Below are 13,683 nucleotides of genomic sequence, written 5' to 3' on the forward strand. Positions count from 1 at the left end.
TACGACGTAAGGAGTTACCCAAAGTAGTACCATATCCACGCTCAAGCGGCTCTACGACGAACTTTCCATAAGTAGCGTCATCGCTAACCTCAACCGTTTCAATTTTTGGCTTTTCAATTTCGATCATTCAAGTTTACCCTCCTTCAAAACGTCGAAACCCCGTATAGATCCCGAAAAACGAGTTCTATTCGAAATTCCCATGTTGCATTCCCTATTGTGCACAACAACTGGATTATTCAAATCTTTTTACAAGATTATACATCATATCCCATTATTGACAAGGATACAAAATCTATACACAAAATTAAACACGGCGACGTTTTGGCGGGCGGCAACCATTATGCGGAACAGGAGTTACATCTTTAATGGCCGTTACTTCAAGTCCTGCAGCCTGCAGCGCGCGAATAGCAGCTTCACGGCCGGCACCAGGGCCTTTAACCGTAACTTCCAAAGTTTTCATTCCATGTTCCATTGATGCTTTGGCAGCTGTTTCAGCAGCCATTTGTGCAGCAAATGGCGTGGATTTACGTGAACCTTTGAATCCAAGCGCTCCTGCACTGGACCATGCAACAGCATTCCCATGGGAATCAGTGATGGTTACAATTGTGTTATTAAAAGTTGAACGAATATGAGCTACACCAGCTTCAATATTCTTTTTTACACGGCGTTTACGAGTATTCGTTTTACGTGCCATAAATGAAACAACCTCCTTTGCAAATTATTTTTTCTTACCAGCGACAGTTTTACGAGGGCCTTTACGGGTACGTGCATTGTTCTTTGTATGTTGTCCGCGTACAGGCAAACCGCGGCGGTGACGAAGGCCTCTGTAAGAACCGATTTCCATCAAACGTTTGATGTTCAGGGAAACTTCACGGCGCAGGTCGCCTTCCACCTTCAGCTTATCCACGATGTCACGGATTTTGTTAATTTCATCTTCTGTTAAGTCGCGTACACGCGTATCTTCAGAAATTCCAGCCTCAGCAAGAATTTTAATCGCAGTTTGTTTTCCAATACCATAAATGTAGGTTAAAGAAATGACAACACGTTTATCACGCGGAATGTCAACACCAGCAATACGTGCCATAGATGTGCACCTCCTTTAAATTATCCTTGTTTTTGTTTGTGTTTTGGATTTTCACAAATTACCATAACTTTGCCTTTTCTGCGGATGACTTTGCACTTTTCACAGATCGGCCTGACAGATGGTCTTACTTTCATTTGTTTTACCTCCTTAATATAACGGAGTGTACCATTAGGTAGCATAGTACACGTTTTGTCTGCAAAGCGTTCGCCTGAATGATCCGGTCGTGCTGCAAACACTCGTGCAATACATGACTTTATTATAGAAGTTATTTGAAACGATACGTAATTCTTCCACGTGTTAAATCATATGGGGACAGTTCTACTGTTACTCTGTCGCCGGGCAGGATCCGGATAAAATTCATCCGGATTTTCCCGGAAACATGTGCAAGAACAGTGTGACCATTCTCTAATTCTACCTTAAACATTGCATTCGGCAAAGTTTCGCTTACCTTGCCTTCAACCTCAATAACATCATCTTTCGCCATCGAACTTTTCTCCCTTCTTCTAACATTTGGGACCTTAAAAATACCTATCCATAAACCTCACATCATATGGCCCGCCTTTATTCCTAAACCAAGACAAAATAACGAACAACACCAAATAAACAGTGTAAATCGGCCCTCATTATTCCATCGCGAAACCGGGCGTCCGGGGAACTGGTGAGAGCGGTATAGGTGGTCCTTAAGGCAAAATGGTTCTTCATGTCATTCTTGACCAATCCCATGTCCGGCATACACGCGAACGATAGAAAGCCTTTTGCATGAAAAAATTGAATTGCATGAGAGACGTTCGAATGACGTTCGCAAACCTTCTGAAAGGCAGCGAGCATTCCTCATCTATTTTCAACAAAATATTTTAGAAGAAGAATGTCATCAGTATCAGTTGGAGCCATATTTCAGCTGACCAATATTCTGTAAGCATCAATGGTGAAAATCGTCACGAAAACCATTATAACCTTTTAAGCCCAAAAATGCATCCAACTTGAAAAGATTTTTTTAGAAAATCCCACCATAATGAAGTTGGCAGCTAAACCTCTTTCCAAATCAAACGGTTTTGAAGCCGCGCTGCTTTCACTGGCTCTCATGAATTCATCCTGTCGTTAATGGTCTGCTAATTGGCTTAGCAATTCATCGATATCTGCAAACACCTGATCGATTTCCTGCTGGCCATTTATATTACGCAAGTAGCCTTTTTGTCTGTAAAAATCAAGAAGCGGTTTTGATTGTTTCATATTTACTTCAAGCCGGTTATGGACGGTTGCTTCATGATCATCCGCCCTTTGGTACAACGGCCCGCCGCAACGGTCGCAAACATCCGCAACTTTAGGTGGATTAAATTCCAAATGATACGTAGCACCACAGTTTGAACAAATTCTCCGGCCGGTTAAACGTGCCATCAAAAATGCTTTATCCACTTCAATATTAATACAGTAGTCAATCTGTTTGCCAAAGCTGCTTAAAATATCTTCCAACGCCTCAGCCTGTGCGACTGTCCGCGGAAAACCGTCAAGCAGGAAGCCATTTTGGCAGTCAGCCTTACTTAAGCGTTCGCGTACAATCCCGATCGTAACCTCATCCGGAACAAGTTCGCCTTTATCCATGTAAGATTTGGCCTGAAGTCCCAGCTTCGTTTCTTCCTTCATCGCTGCCCGAAACATATCTCCAGTCGAAATATGAGGAATGGAATACTTATCAATGATCTTTTCAGCCTGAGTCCCTTTTCCGGCACCGGGAAGGCCCATTAACACTAAATTCATCGGTACAGCCCCCTCAATCTCTAATATCGGTTTTTAGGCACAAATGGATTGCCCGCCAAAACCTTTTCTATTTAATAAACCCTTTATAATGGCGTTTGACTAATCGAGCTTCCAACTGCAGCATGGTTTCAAGCGTAACACCGATGACGACGAGCAAGCTGGTGCCGCCAATTCTTGCAGATGTCGGCAAACCGACAACATTGGTGAAAATGACTGGAAGTATCGCGATTACCGCCAGGAAAATCGATCCGACAAATGTTAGACGGTATAAAACACTTGTCACATAGTCCTGTGTATTCTTGCCCGGCCGGATACCGGGAATATAACCGCCCTGTTTCTTTAAATTATCCGCAAGCTTTTCCGGGTTGACTTGTACAAATGCATAAAAGTAGGTGAAAGCAATAATTAAAGCAACGTAGATCACTGCTCCTACCGGTTTCGTATAATCGAAAATCCATTGAATCGTGCTTGCGATTTGGTTCGAACCGAAAAACGATGCAATCGTTTGGGGCGCGATAATAAAAGAAATCGCAAAGATAACGGGAATAACGCCTGCAGCATTCACCTTTAAAGGCAAGTGGGCAGACTGTCCGCCAACAGCATTTCTTCCGGTAAGATGTTGTGCATATTGGATTGGAATTTTTCTTGATGCTTGTTGAAAGAAGATAACCCCAACCACAATTGCTAATACAATGACCAGAAGCAAGGCCAAAAGGATGATTTTCAAAAATAGCTGTGATCCGGCATTTTCAATTTGTTGCGCGTAGATTTGATTGACTGCATTTGGGATTCCGGCAATAATCCCGGCCATAATCAGTATGGATATTCCGTTTCCAACACCCTTTACCGTGATTTGCTCCCCAAGCCACATCAAGAAAGTTGTCCCGGCTGTCAGTGTAAGGGCAATGATCAAATAAGTCCCAAAACCGGAGTTCGTAATCAGTGCGCCCTGCGCCAAATTATTAAAGCCGTATGACATACCAAACCCTTCTATCAAAGAAAGGACTACGGTAAAATAACGTGTAAACTCCGCGAGCTTACGACGCCCGACTTCCCCTTGTTTATGCCATTCGGCAAATTTAGGGACAACATCCATTTGCAAAAGCTGCACAATAATGGATGAAGTAATATATGGCATAATCCCCATTGCAAAAATGGAGAAGTTTTGTAAAGCCCCGCCGCCAAATGTATTGAGAAAACCAACCAAGCCATTTGAGGCGGAAGCTTCTAAAACTTCTGCATCTACATAGGGAACTGGTATAAACGCGCCAATGCGGAATACAACCAGCATGAGAAGGGTGAAAATAATTTTATTTCTTATCTCACCCACACGCATAAAATTGGAGATTGTCTTAAACATTAAATCACCTCAATAGAACCGCCGGCAGCTTCAATTGCTTCTTTAGCAGCAGAGGAGAATTTATGGGCTTTAACCGTGAGCTTTTTCTCGAGTTTCCCATTTGCAAGTACCTTAATACCTGATTTTTCCTTGCTGACTAAACCTGTTTCCAAAAGCAGGGCAGGTGTGACTTCGGTGCCATCTTCAAAACGGTTTAAAGCATCCAAGTTTACAACTGCGTATTCTTTGCGATGGATATTCGTGAAACCGCGTTTCGGCAAACGGCGGAATAAAGGCGTTTGACCACCTTCAAAACCAAGACGGACACCGCCGCCTGAACGAGCCTTTTGGCCTTTATGGCCCTTCCCGGCAGTTTTACCATTTCCGGACCCGATTCCACGGCCAACACGATTACGTTCTTTACGGGAACCTTCAGCAGGTTTTAATTCATGAAGTTTCATTGTTGCACCTCCTTATTGTAAGATCTTTGATTAATGCTCTTGTACGGAAACAAGATGATCGATTTTATTAATCATACCGCGGATCGCAGCATTATCTTCATGCTCAACAGTTTGATTGACTTTGTGCAGACCCAGGGCTTTTACAGTTTCGCGCTGGTCTTGCGGACGGCCAATTACACTGCGGGTGAGGGTGATTTTTAATTTTGCCATTAGCGTTCCCTCCTTAACTTAATAGTTCTTCCACAGATTTATTACGCAATTTCGCAACTTCATCCGCATGTTTCAATTGCCCGATCGCGTCCATCGTTGCACGGATCATGTTGATTGGCGTATTTGAACCTAAAGATTTGGATGTAATATCAGCAACGCCTGCCAGTTCCAATATGGCACGGACAGGACCGCCTGCGATAACACCAGTACCTGGAGAACCTGGTTTTAATAAAATTCTGCCAGCGCCGAAGTGGCCGATCACTTCATGCGGAATTGTTGTGCCATTAACAGGCACTTCAAGCAATTGTTTTTTTGCATCCTCAACGGCTTTGCGGATCGCATCCGGTACTTCCTGTGCTTTACCTGTTCCAAAGCCGACATGTCCGTTTCTGTCTCCAACGACGACAAGTGCTGAGAAACGGAAACGGCGTCCGCCTTTCACAACCTTTGCAACACGGTTTATTGTTACAACACGTTCTTCTAATTCAAGTTTGTTTGGGTCAATACGAAGCATTCATTTTTCCCTCCTTTATGATTAAAATTGTAATCCGTTTTCGCGGGCAGCATCTGCAAGTGCTTTGACGCGGCCATGATACAAGTAACCGCCGCGGTCGAATACAACTTCTTCCAACCCTTTTTCAAGGGCGCGCTTTGCAATTAATTCGCCAACTTTTTGAGCAGCTTCAACATTGCCTGTTGATTCAAGGTTTAAATCTTTGTCAAGTGTAGAAGCACTCACCAATGTTACGTGATTCACATCATCAATCAATTGCGCATAAATGTTTTTATTTGAACGATATATGTTTAAACGCGGGCGTTCAGCAGTACCGCTTAATCTTGCGCGGACGCGGGCATGTCTTTTTTTCCGTACCTGATTTTTATCCGGCTTTGTGATCATTGAATTCACTCCTTTCTCAAACTACGCAGCATTACTTACCAGTTTTACCTTCTTTTCTACGTACATATTCGCCTTCATAACGAATTCCTTTGCCTTTGTAAGGTTCCGGCGGGCGAACGTCGCGGATGTTCGCAGCAAGCGCGCCAACGCGTTCTTTGCTCATCCCTTTAACGACGACTTTTGTATTTGAAGGGACTTCAACTTCCAAGCCTTCTTCTGGTTCAAATTCAACAGGATGGGAGTACCCGACATTCAACACAAGTTTTTTGCCTTGTTTTTGGGCACGATATCCGACACCGACCAATTCCAATGATTTTTCGAAGCCTTTTGATACACCATCGATCATGTTTGCAAGCAGCGCGCGTGTTGTGCCATGCAAAGCACGATGTATTTTGCTATCAGAAGGACGTGTTACGTTAATGATATTGTCTTCAATTTTGATGGCCATATCAGGGCTGAAGCTGCGTGATAATTCACCTTTTGGCCCTTTTACCGTAACAGTGTTTTCGTTAATGGTTACCGTAACTCCAGCTGGAATTTCAACTGGCTTTTTTCCGATACGTGACATATTCTGCACCTCCGTTCAACTTCAATTTATTACCAAACGTATGCCAATACTTCGCCGCCGATTTTGTTCGTGCGTGCTTCTTTATCTGTCAAAACACCTTGAGAAGTAGATACGATCGCAATACCAAGGCCGTTTAATACTTTAGGCACCTCATCAGCCTTCGCATAAACACGCAGGCCCGGTTTACTGATCCGTTTAATTCCTGTAATGACGCGTTCGTTGTTTGAACCGTATTTCAGGAAGATCCGAATGATACCTTGTTTATTGTCTTCAATATACTCAACATCACGAACAAAGCCTTCGCGTTTCAGGATTTCAGCGATTTCTTTTTTAACCTTAGAAGCCGGAACTTCCAATTTCTCGTGACGGACTGTGTTTGCATTACGAATACGAGTGAGCAAATCTGCAATTGGATCTGTCATGACCATTTATGATAACCTCCTTCCCCAATATGGGTTTTACCAGCTGGCTTTTTTGACGCCAGGAATTTGACCTTTATATGCGAGTTCACGGAAACAAATACGGCAAAGTTTAAATTTGCGAATGACAGAATGTGGTCGGCCGCAACGTTCGCAACGAGTATAAGCTTGCACTTTATACTTCGGTTCGCGTTTTTGTTTCACAATCATAGATTTTTTAGCCACGTTTTCGCCTCCCTTTTAGCGCGAGCTTATTTTTGGAATGGCATTCCGAGTTGTGATAACAGTTCACGAGATTCTTCGTCAGTATTCGCAGTTGTGACAATGACAATATCCATACCGCGAACTTTGCTGACTTGATCATAATCGATTTCAGGGAAAATCAATTGTTCTTTAATCCCTAAAGTGTAGTTTCCGCGGCCGTCAAAAGATTTCTTCGAGACGCCGTGGAAGTCACGGACACGTGGAAGAGAAACTGAAATCAGTTTATCTAAAAATTCATACATGCGTTCACCACGGAGGGTCACTTTTGTGCCGATCGGCATGCCTTCACGCAAGCGGAAACCGGCAATGGAATTTTTAGCTCTGGTGATAACCGGTCTTTGTCCGGAAATCAAAGTCAGTTCTTCAACAGCATTATCTAATAGTTTAGCGTTTTGAACAGCATCACCAACACCCATGTTAATGACGATTTTATCAACTTTAGGCACTTGCATTACTGATGTATAGTTAAATTTGCTTGTTAAAGCAGGAACGATTTCTTTTACGTATTTTTCCTTTAGGCGGTTCATGTCGTGTACCTCCCTTCATCTAAAAACTATTTATCTAATACTTCGCCAGATTTTTTTTGCTACACGGACTTTTTTGCCATCTTTTACATCATATCCAACACGTGTCGGTTCGTTTGTTTTCGGATCAACAACCATGACATTGGATACGTGAATCGGTGCCTCCATGTCGAAGATTCCGCCTTGTGGATTCGCCTGGGTAGGTTTTGAGTGTTTTTTTACAACATTCACACCTTCTACAATCACGCGGTCCTTTTTCGGGAATGCAGCAAGGATGGTACCGGTTTTGCCTTTGTCTTTACCTGAGATTACCATTACTTTGTCGCCTTTTTTTACATGCATCTTCATCGCACCTCCTTGAACATGAATCGGTATTTTTTAAAGCACTTCCGGAGCTAACGATACGATCTTCATGAAATTGTTGTTGCGCAATTCACGAGCGACCGGCCCGAAGATACGTGTACCGCGCGGGCTTTTATCATCACGGATAATCACGCAGGCATTTTCATCAAAGCGGATATATGAACCGTCACTGCGGCGGACGCCACTCTTTGTACGGACAACAACAGCTTTTACGACTTCGCCCTTTTTGACAACGCCTCCTGGTGTTGCTTGTTTCACAGTCGCAACAATGACATCGCCAATATTCGCTGTTTTGCGGCCTGAACCACCCAGTACTTTAATGGCTAAAACTTCACGGGCACCGGAATTGTCAGCTACTTTTAAACGGGTTTCTTGTTGTATCATTTCGTTTACCTCCCTTCGGAATAAACAGGTATCCGAACCTTTCTATTAAATAATAACTGCTTTTTCAACGATTTCTACGAGGCGAAAACGTTTTGTTGCTGAAAGCGGGCGGGTTTCCATGATGGTAACAATATCGCCTGTCTTTGCTTCATTGTTTTCATCATGTGCCTTGAATTTCTTAGAGTATTTGACACGTTTGCCATAAAGAGAATGTTTCTTATAAGTTTCTACCAGCACCGTAATCGTTTTATCCATTTTATCGGATACGACGCGGCCGGTATAAACTTTTCGTTGGTTGCGTTCACTCATGTATCGCTAACCTCCTCCCATTATCGATTGTTAAGACCAATTTCTCTTTCACGAATTACAGTTTTCATACGGGCAATCGATTTACGAACTTCACGAATGCGGGCAGTGTTTTCTAATTGACCAGTCGCAAGCTGGAATCGAAGGTTGAATAGTTCTTCCTTCAGCGATTTAACTTTTTGTTCTATTTCGGCAGTGGTAAGGTCACGAATTTCTTTAACTTTCATTAGATTCACCACCAATTTCTTCTCGTTTTACAAACTTGCATTTAATTGGAAGCTTATGTCCTGCAAGGCGCAATGCTTCACGAGCAACTTCTTCCGGAACGCCGGCAATTTCAAATAAAATTCTGCCGGGTTTTACAACGGCAACCCATCCTTCAGGTGCACCTTTACCGGAACCCATCCGTACTTCCAAAGGTTTTGCAGTGTACGGCTTGTGAGGGAAGATTTTAATCCAAACTTTACCGCCACGTTTCATATAACGTGTCATCGCAATACGGGCAGCTTCGATTTGGCGGTTTGTAATCCATGAAGCCTCTAAAGCCTGTAAACCATATTCGCCAAAGCTTACTTCTGTACCGCCCTTTGATTTGCCGCGCATTTTTCCGCGGTGGTCACGGCGGTATTTTACACGTTTAGGCAATAACATGATCAGTTTCCCCCTTCCTCAGTTTTTTTCTTAGCAGGAAGAATCTCTCCGCGATAGATCCATACTTTTACACCGAGTTTACCATAAGTTGTGTCGGCTTCAGCGTGTGCATAGTCGATGTCTGCACGAAGCGTGTGCAACGGCACAGTACCTTCGCTGTAGTGTTCCGCACGGGCAATATCAGCACCGCCTAAACGGCCGGACACTTGTGTTCTGATCCCTTTAGCCCCTGCACGCATTGCACGTTGAATGGCCTGTTTTTGCGCACGGCGGAAAGAAACACGATTTTCTAACTGACGAGCGATATTTTCAGCAACTAATTTTGCATCGATATCCGCTTTTTTGATTTCCACGATATTAATGTGGACCCTTTTTCCTGTTAATTCATTTAACGCTTTGCGTAATGCTTCAACTTCGCTGCCGCCTTTACCGATAACCATACCGGGTTTGGCCGTACGAATCGTAATGTTTACACGGTTTGCTGCACGTTCAATTTCCACGCCGGAAACAGAAGCATCAGAAAGGCGTTTTTCGATATATGCGCGAACTTTAATGTCTTCGTGCAATAAATCTGCATAATCTTTTTCAGCATACCATTTAGATTCCCAGTCACGAATCACTCCGATTCGCAAACCGTTTGGATTTACTTTTTGACCCACGAATTATCCCTCCTTTTGATCTGATACTACGATAGTAATGTGGCTTGTGCGTTTATTAATTTGGCTTGCACGGCCCATTGCACGCGGGCGGAAACGTTTGAGTGTCGGCCCTTCGTCTACATAAGCCTGTGATACGACAAGGCTGTTTACATCCATATCATAGTTGTGTTCTGCGTTTGCGATCGCAGAGTTAAGCACTTTTTCAATAATAGGCGAAACAGCTTTTGGCGTATATTTAAGAATGGAAATCGCTTCTCCCGCTTGCTTTCCTCGAATTAAATCAACAACCAGACGTGCTTTACGAGGAGCAATTCGAACTGTTTTAGCGACAGCTTTTGCTTGCATAGGAATACCCTCCTCTCATTAGCGTTTTGTTTTCCTATCTTCACCGGAATGGCCTTTGAAAGTACGTGTTGGTGCAAATTCACCAAGCTTGTGGCCTACCATATCTTCTGTAATATAAACAGGTACATGTTTGCGCCCGTCATAAACTGCAATCGTATGGCCTACAAATGCAGGAAAGATTGTAGAACGGCGTGACCATGTTTTAATGACCTGCTTTTTATTGGAATCATTTAATTTTTCGATTTTAACCATCAAATGCTCATCAGCAAAAGGACCTTTTTTTAAGCTGCGACCCATTGTTGAACCTCCCTTCGTGATTGCGCTACGGTTCTATATGCGAACCGTAGTCCAATCGCATTATTTTTTACGGCGACGTACAATGAATTTATCCGATTTGTTCTTTTTCTTGCGTGTTTTGTAACCAAGTGTCGGTTTGCCCCAAGGTGACATTGGCGATTTGCGTCCGATTGGCGCTTTACCTTCACCACCACCATGAGGGTGATCATTAGGGTTCATGACAGAACCGCGGACTGTTGGGCGGACACCCTTCCAGCGTTTACGTCCTGCTTTACCAATATTGACCAGTTCATGTTGTTCGTTGCCCACTTGGCCGATTGTTGCGCGGCAAGTAGCCAATACCATCCGTACTTCTCCTGAATTCAGGCGGACAAGCACATATTTGCCTTCTTTACCAAGCACTTGTGCAGATGCGCCGGCAGAACGGATTAATTGGCCGCCCTTGCCTGGTTTCAGTTCAATATTGTGGATCACTGTACCAACAGGGATAGCAGAAAGCGGAAGTGCATTCCCTACTTTAATATCAGCATCCGGTCCGGACATAATTTCCATGCCGACTTTTAAATTTTTCGGTGCAATAATATATCTTTTTTCACCATCTGAATAATGGATCAATGCGATGTTTGATGAACGGTTCGGGTCATACTCGATTGTAGCAACGCGTCCTGGTATACCATCTTTATCACGTTTGAAGTCAATAATACGGTATTGACGCTTATGACCGCCGCCATGATGACGAACTGTTAACTTCCCCTGGTTGTTGCGGCCGGCAGTTTTGCTGAGCGGTGCCAGAAGTGATTTTTCAGGTGTATCTGTTGTGATTTCCTCAAAATCCAAAGCCGTCATGCCGCGACGCCCGTTAGAGGTCGGTTTGTATTTTTTGATCGCCATGTTTTTCCCTCCTCTTCAAGTCTAATTAATGACAAAATTAAAGTTCAAAAATTTCAATTTCCTTGCTATCAGGTGTTAAAGTGACAACAGCTTTACGGCGCTTGTTTGTATAGCCTGCGAAACGGCCCATGCGTTTGAATTTGCCTTTGTAGTTTGCAACATTCACTTTTGCAACTTTAACATCAAATACTTCTTCGACAGCCTTTTTGATTTGTGTTTTGTTTGCTTTCACATCAACATCAAAAGTATATTTTTTATCAGCTGTCAATTGCATTGAGCGTTCAGTAATAACGGGGCGCTTTAGAACATCACGTGCATCCATTAACCAAGCACCTCCTCTACTTTTTGTACAGCGGATTGTGTCATGATCAATTTATCATGGCTGATAACATCCAGTACGTTTACACCGGAAGCTTCCACTACCGTAATACCCGGGATATTGCGTGCAGATAAAGCGACATTTTCATTTAATCCGTCTGTTACAACAAGTGCTTTTTTGTCGACTGACAAGTTTTTCAGTACAGCAACAAAATCCTTTGTTTTCGGTGCATCAAAATTCAGTGCATCCAATACTAAGATATTTTCTTCCTGGACTTTCGAAGACAATGCTGACTTAATCGCCAAACGGCGTACTTTTTTAGGTAATTTATAGCTGTAGCTGCGTGGAACAGGGCCAAACACGGTACCACCGCCGCGCCATTGTGGAGAGCGGATGGAGCCTTGGCGTGCACGGCCGGTTCCTTTTTGACGCCATGGTTTACGCCCGCCGCCTCTGACTTCAGAACGGCCTTTCACTTTATGTGTTCCTTGACGCAAGGAAGCTCTTTGCATAATAATGGCTTCAAATAATACATGTTCATTCGGTTCGATACCAAAAACGGAATCATTCAGTTCAATTTCTCCAACTTTTGAACCGCTTTGGTTGTATAGAGCTACTTTTGGCATTCCTGTTTCCTCCTTTCTTTACGGTTATTTTGCTTTTATGGCTGCACTCACTTTAAGCAAAGATTTTTTAGGACCAGGAACATTTCCTTTTATAAGAAGCAGATTACGTTCAGTATCCACTTTGACAATTTGCAGGTTTTGAACCGTAATTTGTTCTCCGCCTGTACGTCCAGGCAAGGCCTTTTGCTTAAACACACGGTTTGGCGCTACAGGACCCATTGAGCCCGGACGGCGATGATAACGGGAACCGTGGGCCATTGGGCCGCGTGATTGTCCGTGGCGTTTAATCACACCCTGGAAACCTTTCCCTTTTGAAATTCCGGTAACATCTACTATGTCACCTTCTGCAAAAATATCTACTTTGACTTCTTGACCAATTTCAAAATCACCAGTATTAACTCCGTCAAACTCACGAATGAAGCGCTTAGGAGCCGTATTGGCTTTTGTTGCATGACCTTTTTCAGGTTTAATTGCTAATCTGTCCGGTTTGTCGGAAAAACCAAGCTGAATTGCTTCATAGCCATCTGTATCAGCTGTTTTCTTTTGCAGCACCACATTTGGAGTCGCTTCAACAACCGTAACAGGGATAAGATCGCCATTTTCAGCAAAAACTTGTGTCATACCGATTTTTCTTCCTAAGATTCCTTTGGTCACGAGTCACACCTCCTGTAATTTATTCAATATGTTTATCATTAAAGTTTAATTTCAATGTCAACGCCAGATGGCAGGTCCAAACGCATCAAAGAATCAACAGTTTGCGGTGTTGGATTCACGATATCGATCAGACGTTTGTGTGTGCGCATTTCAAATTGCTCACGGGAATCTTTGTATTTATGCACAGCGCGAAGAATCGTATAAACCGATTTTTCAGTTGGCAACGGAATCGGCCCCGATACCGCTGCACCGGATCTTTTTGCTGTTTCTACAATTTTTTCTGCAGATTGATCAAGGATTCTGTGGTCGTAAGCTTTCAAACGAATGCGGATCTTTTGTTTTGCCATTATTTTCCCTCCTTTATCGCCTATTTGATAATAGACATTCTCCATGGAAATTTCCTGCACACGCGCCATGGCAAAGCGGCCGGGTGTGTCAGCAACCTCCCACTTCATCGCAGTCAAAGACCAACATCAATCATTATACACAAATTGCGCAGGCAATGCAACATTAATCTTGATCTTCTGCGTTTTCAACACGGGTTCTATTATACACACGAAAAAGCTCCATCTCAAGCTTTGGAAAAAATTACGCCGTATGACGCGAGCAGAGGATACATTTTAGCATATTGTTTTTAAGGCAAAAAAAAGCAACCAGGGAAACCCT

Annotated in this window: 27 protein-coding genes and 2 pseudogenes; all 29 read right to left on the reverse strand. The window is 43.2% G+C overall.

The features are described from left to right. Positions 1 to 127: pseudogene (locus C232_RS19415) on the reverse strand (DNA-directed RNA polymerase subunit alpha); the annotation flags it as partial. 177 nt (positions 128 to 304) lie between these two features. Beyond that, complete coding sequence (rpsK, locus tag C232_RS0110290; protein ID WP_018663935.1) at positions 305 to 694, reverse strand: 30S ribosomal protein S11; 390 nt, start codon at positions 692 to 694, stop codon at positions 305 to 307. Positions 695 to 718: 24 nt separating this feature from the next. Further along, a complete protein-coding gene (gene rpsM / locus C232_RS0110295; protein ID WP_018663936.1) occupies positions 719 to 1,084 on the reverse strand; it encodes a 30S ribosomal protein S13 in 366 nt (121 codons plus the stop codon). Positions 1,085 to 1,104: 20 nt separating this feature from the next. Continuing rightward, positions 1,105 to 1,218, reverse strand: coding sequence for a 50S ribosomal protein L36 (gene rpmJ, locus C232_RS0110300; RefSeq protein WP_018663937.1), 114 nt, complete (start codon positions 1,216 to 1,218; stop codon positions 1,105 to 1,107). Positions 1,219 to 1,349: 131 nt separating this feature from the next. Continuing rightward, the gene (gene infA / locus C232_RS0110305) at positions 1,350 to 1,568 is read right to left on the reverse strand and encodes a translation initiation factor IF-1 (protein WP_018663938.1); all 219 of its coding nucleotides are present in this window, start codon (positions 1,566 to 1,568) and stop codon (positions 1,350 to 1,352) included. Between the two features lie 473 nt (positions 1,569 to 2,041). Next, positions 2,042 to 2,167, reverse strand: a complete 126-nt coding sequence (locus tag C232_RS20375; RefSeq protein WP_018663939.1) for a hypothetical protein — start codon at positions 2,165 to 2,167, stop codon at positions 2,042 to 2,044. Between the two features lie 15 nt (positions 2,168 to 2,182). Beyond that, positions 2,183 to 2,839, reverse strand: a complete 657-nt coding sequence (locus tag C232_RS0110315) for an adenylate kinase (RefSeq protein ID WP_018663940.1) — start codon at positions 2,837 to 2,839, stop codon at positions 2,183 to 2,185. Positions 2,840 to 2,906: 67 nt separating this feature from the next. Further along, on the reverse strand, positions 2,907 to 4,199 hold the full coding sequence (gene secY, locus C232_RS0110320) for a preprotein translocase subunit SecY (RefSeq protein ID WP_018663941.1): 1,293 nt from the start codon (positions 4,197 to 4,199) through the stop codon (positions 2,907 to 2,909). Beyond that, positions 4,199 to 4,639, reverse strand: a complete 441-nt coding sequence (rplO, locus tag C232_RS0110325; RefSeq protein ID WP_018663942.1) for a 50S ribosomal protein L15 — start codon at positions 4,637 to 4,639, stop codon at positions 4,199 to 4,201. Before rplO ends, secY begins: the two co-directional genes overlap by 1 nt. 30 nt (positions 4,640 to 4,669) lie before the next feature. Then, positions 4,670 to 4,849, reverse strand: coding sequence for a 50S ribosomal protein L30 (gene rpmD, locus C232_RS0110330; protein WP_018663943.1), 180 nt, complete (start codon positions 4,847 to 4,849; stop codon positions 4,670 to 4,672). Between the two features lie 13 nt (positions 4,850 to 4,862). Beyond that, complete coding sequence (gene rpsE / locus C232_RS0110335) at positions 4,863 to 5,363, reverse strand: 30S ribosomal protein S5 (RefSeq protein WP_018663944.1); 501 nt, start codon at positions 5,361 to 5,363, stop codon at positions 4,863 to 4,865. Positions 5,364 to 5,384: 21 nt separating this feature from the next. Continuing rightward, positions 5,385 to 5,747 carry a 50S ribosomal protein L18 gene (gene rplR, locus C232_RS0110340; protein WP_018663945.1) on the reverse strand — a complete coding sequence of 121 codons (363 nt, stop codon included), beginning with the start codon at positions 5,745 to 5,747 and terminating at the stop codon, positions 5,385 to 5,387. Positions 5,748 to 5,778: 31 nt separating this feature from the next. Next, positions 5,779 to 6,315, reverse strand: a complete 537-nt coding sequence (rplF, locus tag C232_RS0110345; RefSeq protein WP_018663946.1) for a 50S ribosomal protein L6 — start codon at positions 6,313 to 6,315, stop codon at positions 5,779 to 5,781. Positions 6,316 to 6,344: 29 nt separating this feature from the next. Beyond that, positions 6,345 to 6,743, reverse strand: coding sequence for a 30S ribosomal protein S8 (gene rpsH / locus C232_RS0110350; protein ID WP_018663947.1), 399 nt, complete (start codon positions 6,741 to 6,743; stop codon positions 6,345 to 6,347). Positions 6,744 to 6,773: 30 nt separating this feature from the next. Continuing rightward, positions 6,774 to 6,959, reverse strand: coding sequence for a type Z 30S ribosomal protein S14 (locus C232_RS0110355; RefSeq protein ID WP_018663948.1), 186 nt, complete (start codon positions 6,957 to 6,959; stop codon positions 6,774 to 6,776). Positions 6,960 to 6,985: 26 nt separating this feature from the next. Then, entirely contained in the window at positions 6,986 to 7,525 is a 540-nt protein-coding gene (gene rplE, locus C232_RS0110360) for a 50S ribosomal protein L5 (protein ID WP_018663949.1), read from the reverse strand. A 26-nt stretch (positions 7,526 to 7,551) separates the two neighbouring features. Beyond that, positions 7,552 to 7,864 (reverse strand): annotated as a pseudogene (gene rplX, locus C232_RS18540) (50S ribosomal protein L24). A 36-nt stretch (positions 7,865 to 7,900) separates the two neighbouring features. Beyond that, positions 7,901 to 8,269 carry a 50S ribosomal protein L14 gene (gene rplN / locus C232_RS0110370; RefSeq protein WP_018663950.1) on the reverse strand — a complete coding sequence of 123 codons (369 nt, stop codon included), beginning with the start codon at positions 8,267 to 8,269 and terminating at the stop codon, positions 7,901 to 7,903. 45 nt (positions 8,270 to 8,314) lie between these two features. Next, on the reverse strand, positions 8,315 to 8,578 hold the full coding sequence (gene rpsQ, locus C232_RS0110375; protein WP_018663951.1) for a 30S ribosomal protein S17: 264 nt from the start codon (positions 8,576 to 8,578) through the stop codon (positions 8,315 to 8,317). A gap of 20 nt (positions 8,579 to 8,598) precedes the next feature. After that, positions 8,599 to 8,802 (reverse strand): 50S ribosomal protein L29, encoded by a 204-nt coding sequence (gene rpmC, locus C232_RS0110380; protein WP_018663952.1) that lies wholly within the window; start codon positions 8,800 to 8,802, stop codon positions 8,599 to 8,601. Beyond that, positions 8,792 to 9,226, reverse strand: coding sequence for a 50S ribosomal protein L16 (gene rplP, locus C232_RS0110385; RefSeq protein WP_018663953.1), 435 nt, complete (start codon positions 9,224 to 9,226; stop codon positions 8,792 to 8,794). The genes rpmC and rplP overlap by 11 nt, the downstream gene beginning before the upstream one ends. A gap of 2 nt (positions 9,227 to 9,228) precedes the next feature. Continuing rightward, positions 9,229 to 9,885 carry a 30S ribosomal protein S3 gene (rpsC, locus tag C232_RS0110390; RefSeq protein WP_018663954.1) on the reverse strand — a complete coding sequence of 219 codons (657 nt, stop codon included), beginning with the start codon at positions 9,883 to 9,885 and terminating at the stop codon, positions 9,229 to 9,231. Positions 9,886 to 9,888: 3 nt separating this feature from the next. Next, the gene (gene rplV, locus C232_RS0110395; RefSeq protein ID WP_018663955.1) at positions 9,889 to 10,230 is read right to left on the reverse strand and encodes a 50S ribosomal protein L22; all 342 of its coding nucleotides are present in this window, start codon (positions 10,228 to 10,230) and stop codon (positions 9,889 to 9,891) included. Between the two features lie 18 nt (positions 10,231 to 10,248). Beyond that, positions 10,249 to 10,527, reverse strand: a complete 279-nt coding sequence (rpsS, locus tag C232_RS0110400; RefSeq protein WP_018663956.1) for a 30S ribosomal protein S19 — start codon at positions 10,525 to 10,527, stop codon at positions 10,249 to 10,251. A gap of 60 nt (positions 10,528 to 10,587) precedes the next feature. Beyond that, positions 10,588 to 11,418 carry a 50S ribosomal protein L2 gene (rplB, locus tag C232_RS0110405; protein WP_018663957.1) on the reverse strand — a complete coding sequence of 277 codons (831 nt, stop codon included), beginning with the start codon at positions 11,416 to 11,418 and terminating at the stop codon, positions 10,588 to 10,590. A 37-nt stretch (positions 11,419 to 11,455) separates the two neighbouring features. Then, on the reverse strand, positions 11,456 to 11,740 hold the full coding sequence (rplW, locus tag C232_RS0110410; RefSeq protein ID WP_018663958.1) for a 50S ribosomal protein L23: 285 nt from the start codon (positions 11,738 to 11,740) through the stop codon (positions 11,456 to 11,458). Beyond that, positions 11,740 to 12,363: a 50S ribosomal protein L4 gene (rplD, locus tag C232_RS0110415; protein ID WP_018663959.1), complete on the reverse strand. Its 624-nt coding sequence runs from the start codon at positions 12,361 to 12,363 to the stop codon at positions 11,740 to 11,742. The genes rplW and rplD overlap by 1 nt, the downstream gene beginning before the upstream one ends. A gap of 24 nt (positions 12,364 to 12,387) precedes the next feature. Continuing rightward, a complete protein-coding gene (rplC, locus tag C232_RS0110420) occupies positions 12,388 to 13,017 on the reverse strand; it encodes a 50S ribosomal protein L3 (protein ID WP_018663960.1) in 630 nt (209 codons plus the stop codon). A 38-nt stretch (positions 13,018 to 13,055) separates the two neighbouring features. Then, positions 13,056 to 13,364 (reverse strand): 30S ribosomal protein S10, encoded by a 309-nt coding sequence (rpsJ, locus tag C232_RS0110425; RefSeq protein WP_003354783.1) that lies wholly within the window; start codon positions 13,362 to 13,364, stop codon positions 13,056 to 13,058. Between the last annotated feature and the right edge of the window lie 319 nt (positions 13,365 to 13,683).

The organism is Heyndrickxia acidiproducens DSM 23148 (genome assembly GCF_000374345.1).
Lineage (GTDB): Bacteria > Bacillota > Bacilli > Bacillales > Bacillaceae_C > Weizmannia > Weizmannia acidiproducens.

Bases quoted from the DNA above. Each gene is read 5' to 3' on its own strand.
- rpsK (WP_018663935.1), bottom strand. From the start codon at position 694: ATGGCACGTAAAACGAATACTCGTAAACGCCGTGTAAAAAAGAATATT.
- rpsM (WP_018663936.1), bottom strand. From the start codon at position 1,084: ATGGCACGTATTGCTGGTGTTGACATTCCGCGTGATAAACGTGTTGTC.
- rpmJ (WP_018663937.1), bottom strand. From the start codon at position 1,218: ATGAAAGTAAGACCATCTGTCAGGCCGATCTGTGAAAAGTGCAAAGTC.
- infA (WP_018663938.1), bottom strand. From the start codon at position 1,568: ATGGCGAAAGATGATGTTATTGAGGTTGAAGGCAAGGTAAGCGAAACT.
- C232_RS20375 (WP_018663939.1), bottom strand. From the start codon at position 2,167: ATGAGAGCCAGTGAAAGCAGCGCGGCTTCAAAACCGTTTGATTTGGAA.
- C232_RS0110315 (WP_018663940.1), bottom strand. From the start codon at position 2,839: ATGAATTTAGTGTTAATGGGCCTTCCCGGTGCCGGAAAAGGGACTCAG.
- secY (WP_018663941.1), bottom strand. From the start codon at position 4,199: ATGTTTAAGACAATCTCCAATTTTATGCGTGTGGGTGAGATAAGAAAT.
- rplO (WP_018663942.1), bottom strand. From the start codon at position 4,639: ATGAAACTTCATGAATTAAAACCTGCTGAAGGTTCCCGTAAAGAACGT.
- rpmD (WP_018663943.1), bottom strand. From the start codon at position 4,849: ATGGCAAAATTAAAAATCACCCTCACCCGCAGTGTAATTGGCCGTCCG.
- rpsE (WP_018663944.1), bottom strand. From the start codon at position 5,363: ATGCTTCGTATTGACCCAAACAAACTTGAATTAGAAGAACGTGTTGTA.
- rplR (WP_018663945.1), bottom strand. From the start codon at position 5,747: ATGATCACAAAGCCGGATAAAAATCAGGTACGGAAAAAAAGACATGCC.
- rplF (WP_018663946.1), bottom strand. From the start codon at position 6,315: ATGTCACGTATCGGAAAAAAGCCAGTTGAAATTCCAGCTGGAGTTACG.
- rpsH (WP_018663947.1), bottom strand. From the start codon at position 6,743: ATGGTCATGACAGATCCAATTGCAGATTTGCTCACTCGTATTCGTAAT.
- rplE (WP_018663949.1), bottom strand. From the start codon at position 7,525: ATGAACCGCCTAAAGGAAAAATACGTAAAAGAAATCGTTCCTGCTTTA.
- rplN (WP_018663950.1), bottom strand. From the start codon at position 8,269: ATGATACAACAAGAAACCCGTTTAAAAGTAGCTGACAATTCCGGTGCC.
- rpsQ (WP_018663951.1), bottom strand. From the start codon at position 8,578: ATGAGTGAACGCAACCAACGAAAAGTTTATACCGGCCGCGTCGTATCC.
- rpmC (WP_018663952.1), bottom strand. From the start codon at position 8,802: ATGAAAGTTAAAGAAATTCGTGACCTTACCACTGCCGAAATAGAACAA.
- rplP (WP_018663953.1), bottom strand. From the start codon at position 9,226: ATGTTATTGCCTAAACGTGTAAAATACCGCCGTGACCACCGCGGAAAA.
- rplV (WP_018663955.1), bottom strand. From the start codon at position 10,230: ATGCAAGCAAAAGCTGTCGCTAAAACAGTTCGAATTGCTCCTCGTAAA.
- rpsS (WP_018663956.1), bottom strand. From the start codon at position 10,527: ATGGGTCGCAGCTTAAAAAAAGGTCCTTTTGCTGATGAGCATTTGATG.
- rplB (WP_018663957.1), bottom strand. From the start codon at position 11,418: ATGGCGATCAAAAAATACAAACCGACCTCTAACGGGCGTCGCGGCATG.
- rplW (WP_018663958.1), bottom strand. From the start codon at position 11,740: ATGGATGCACGTGATGTTCTAAAGCGCCCCGTTATTACTGAACGCTCA.
- rplD (WP_018663959.1), bottom strand. From the start codon at position 12,363: ATGCCAAAAGTAGCTCTATACAACCAAAGCGGTTCAAAAGTTGGAGAA.
- rpsJ (WP_003354783.1), bottom strand. From the start codon at position 13,364: ATGGCAAAACAAAAGATCCGCATTCGTTTGAAAGCTTACGACCACAGA.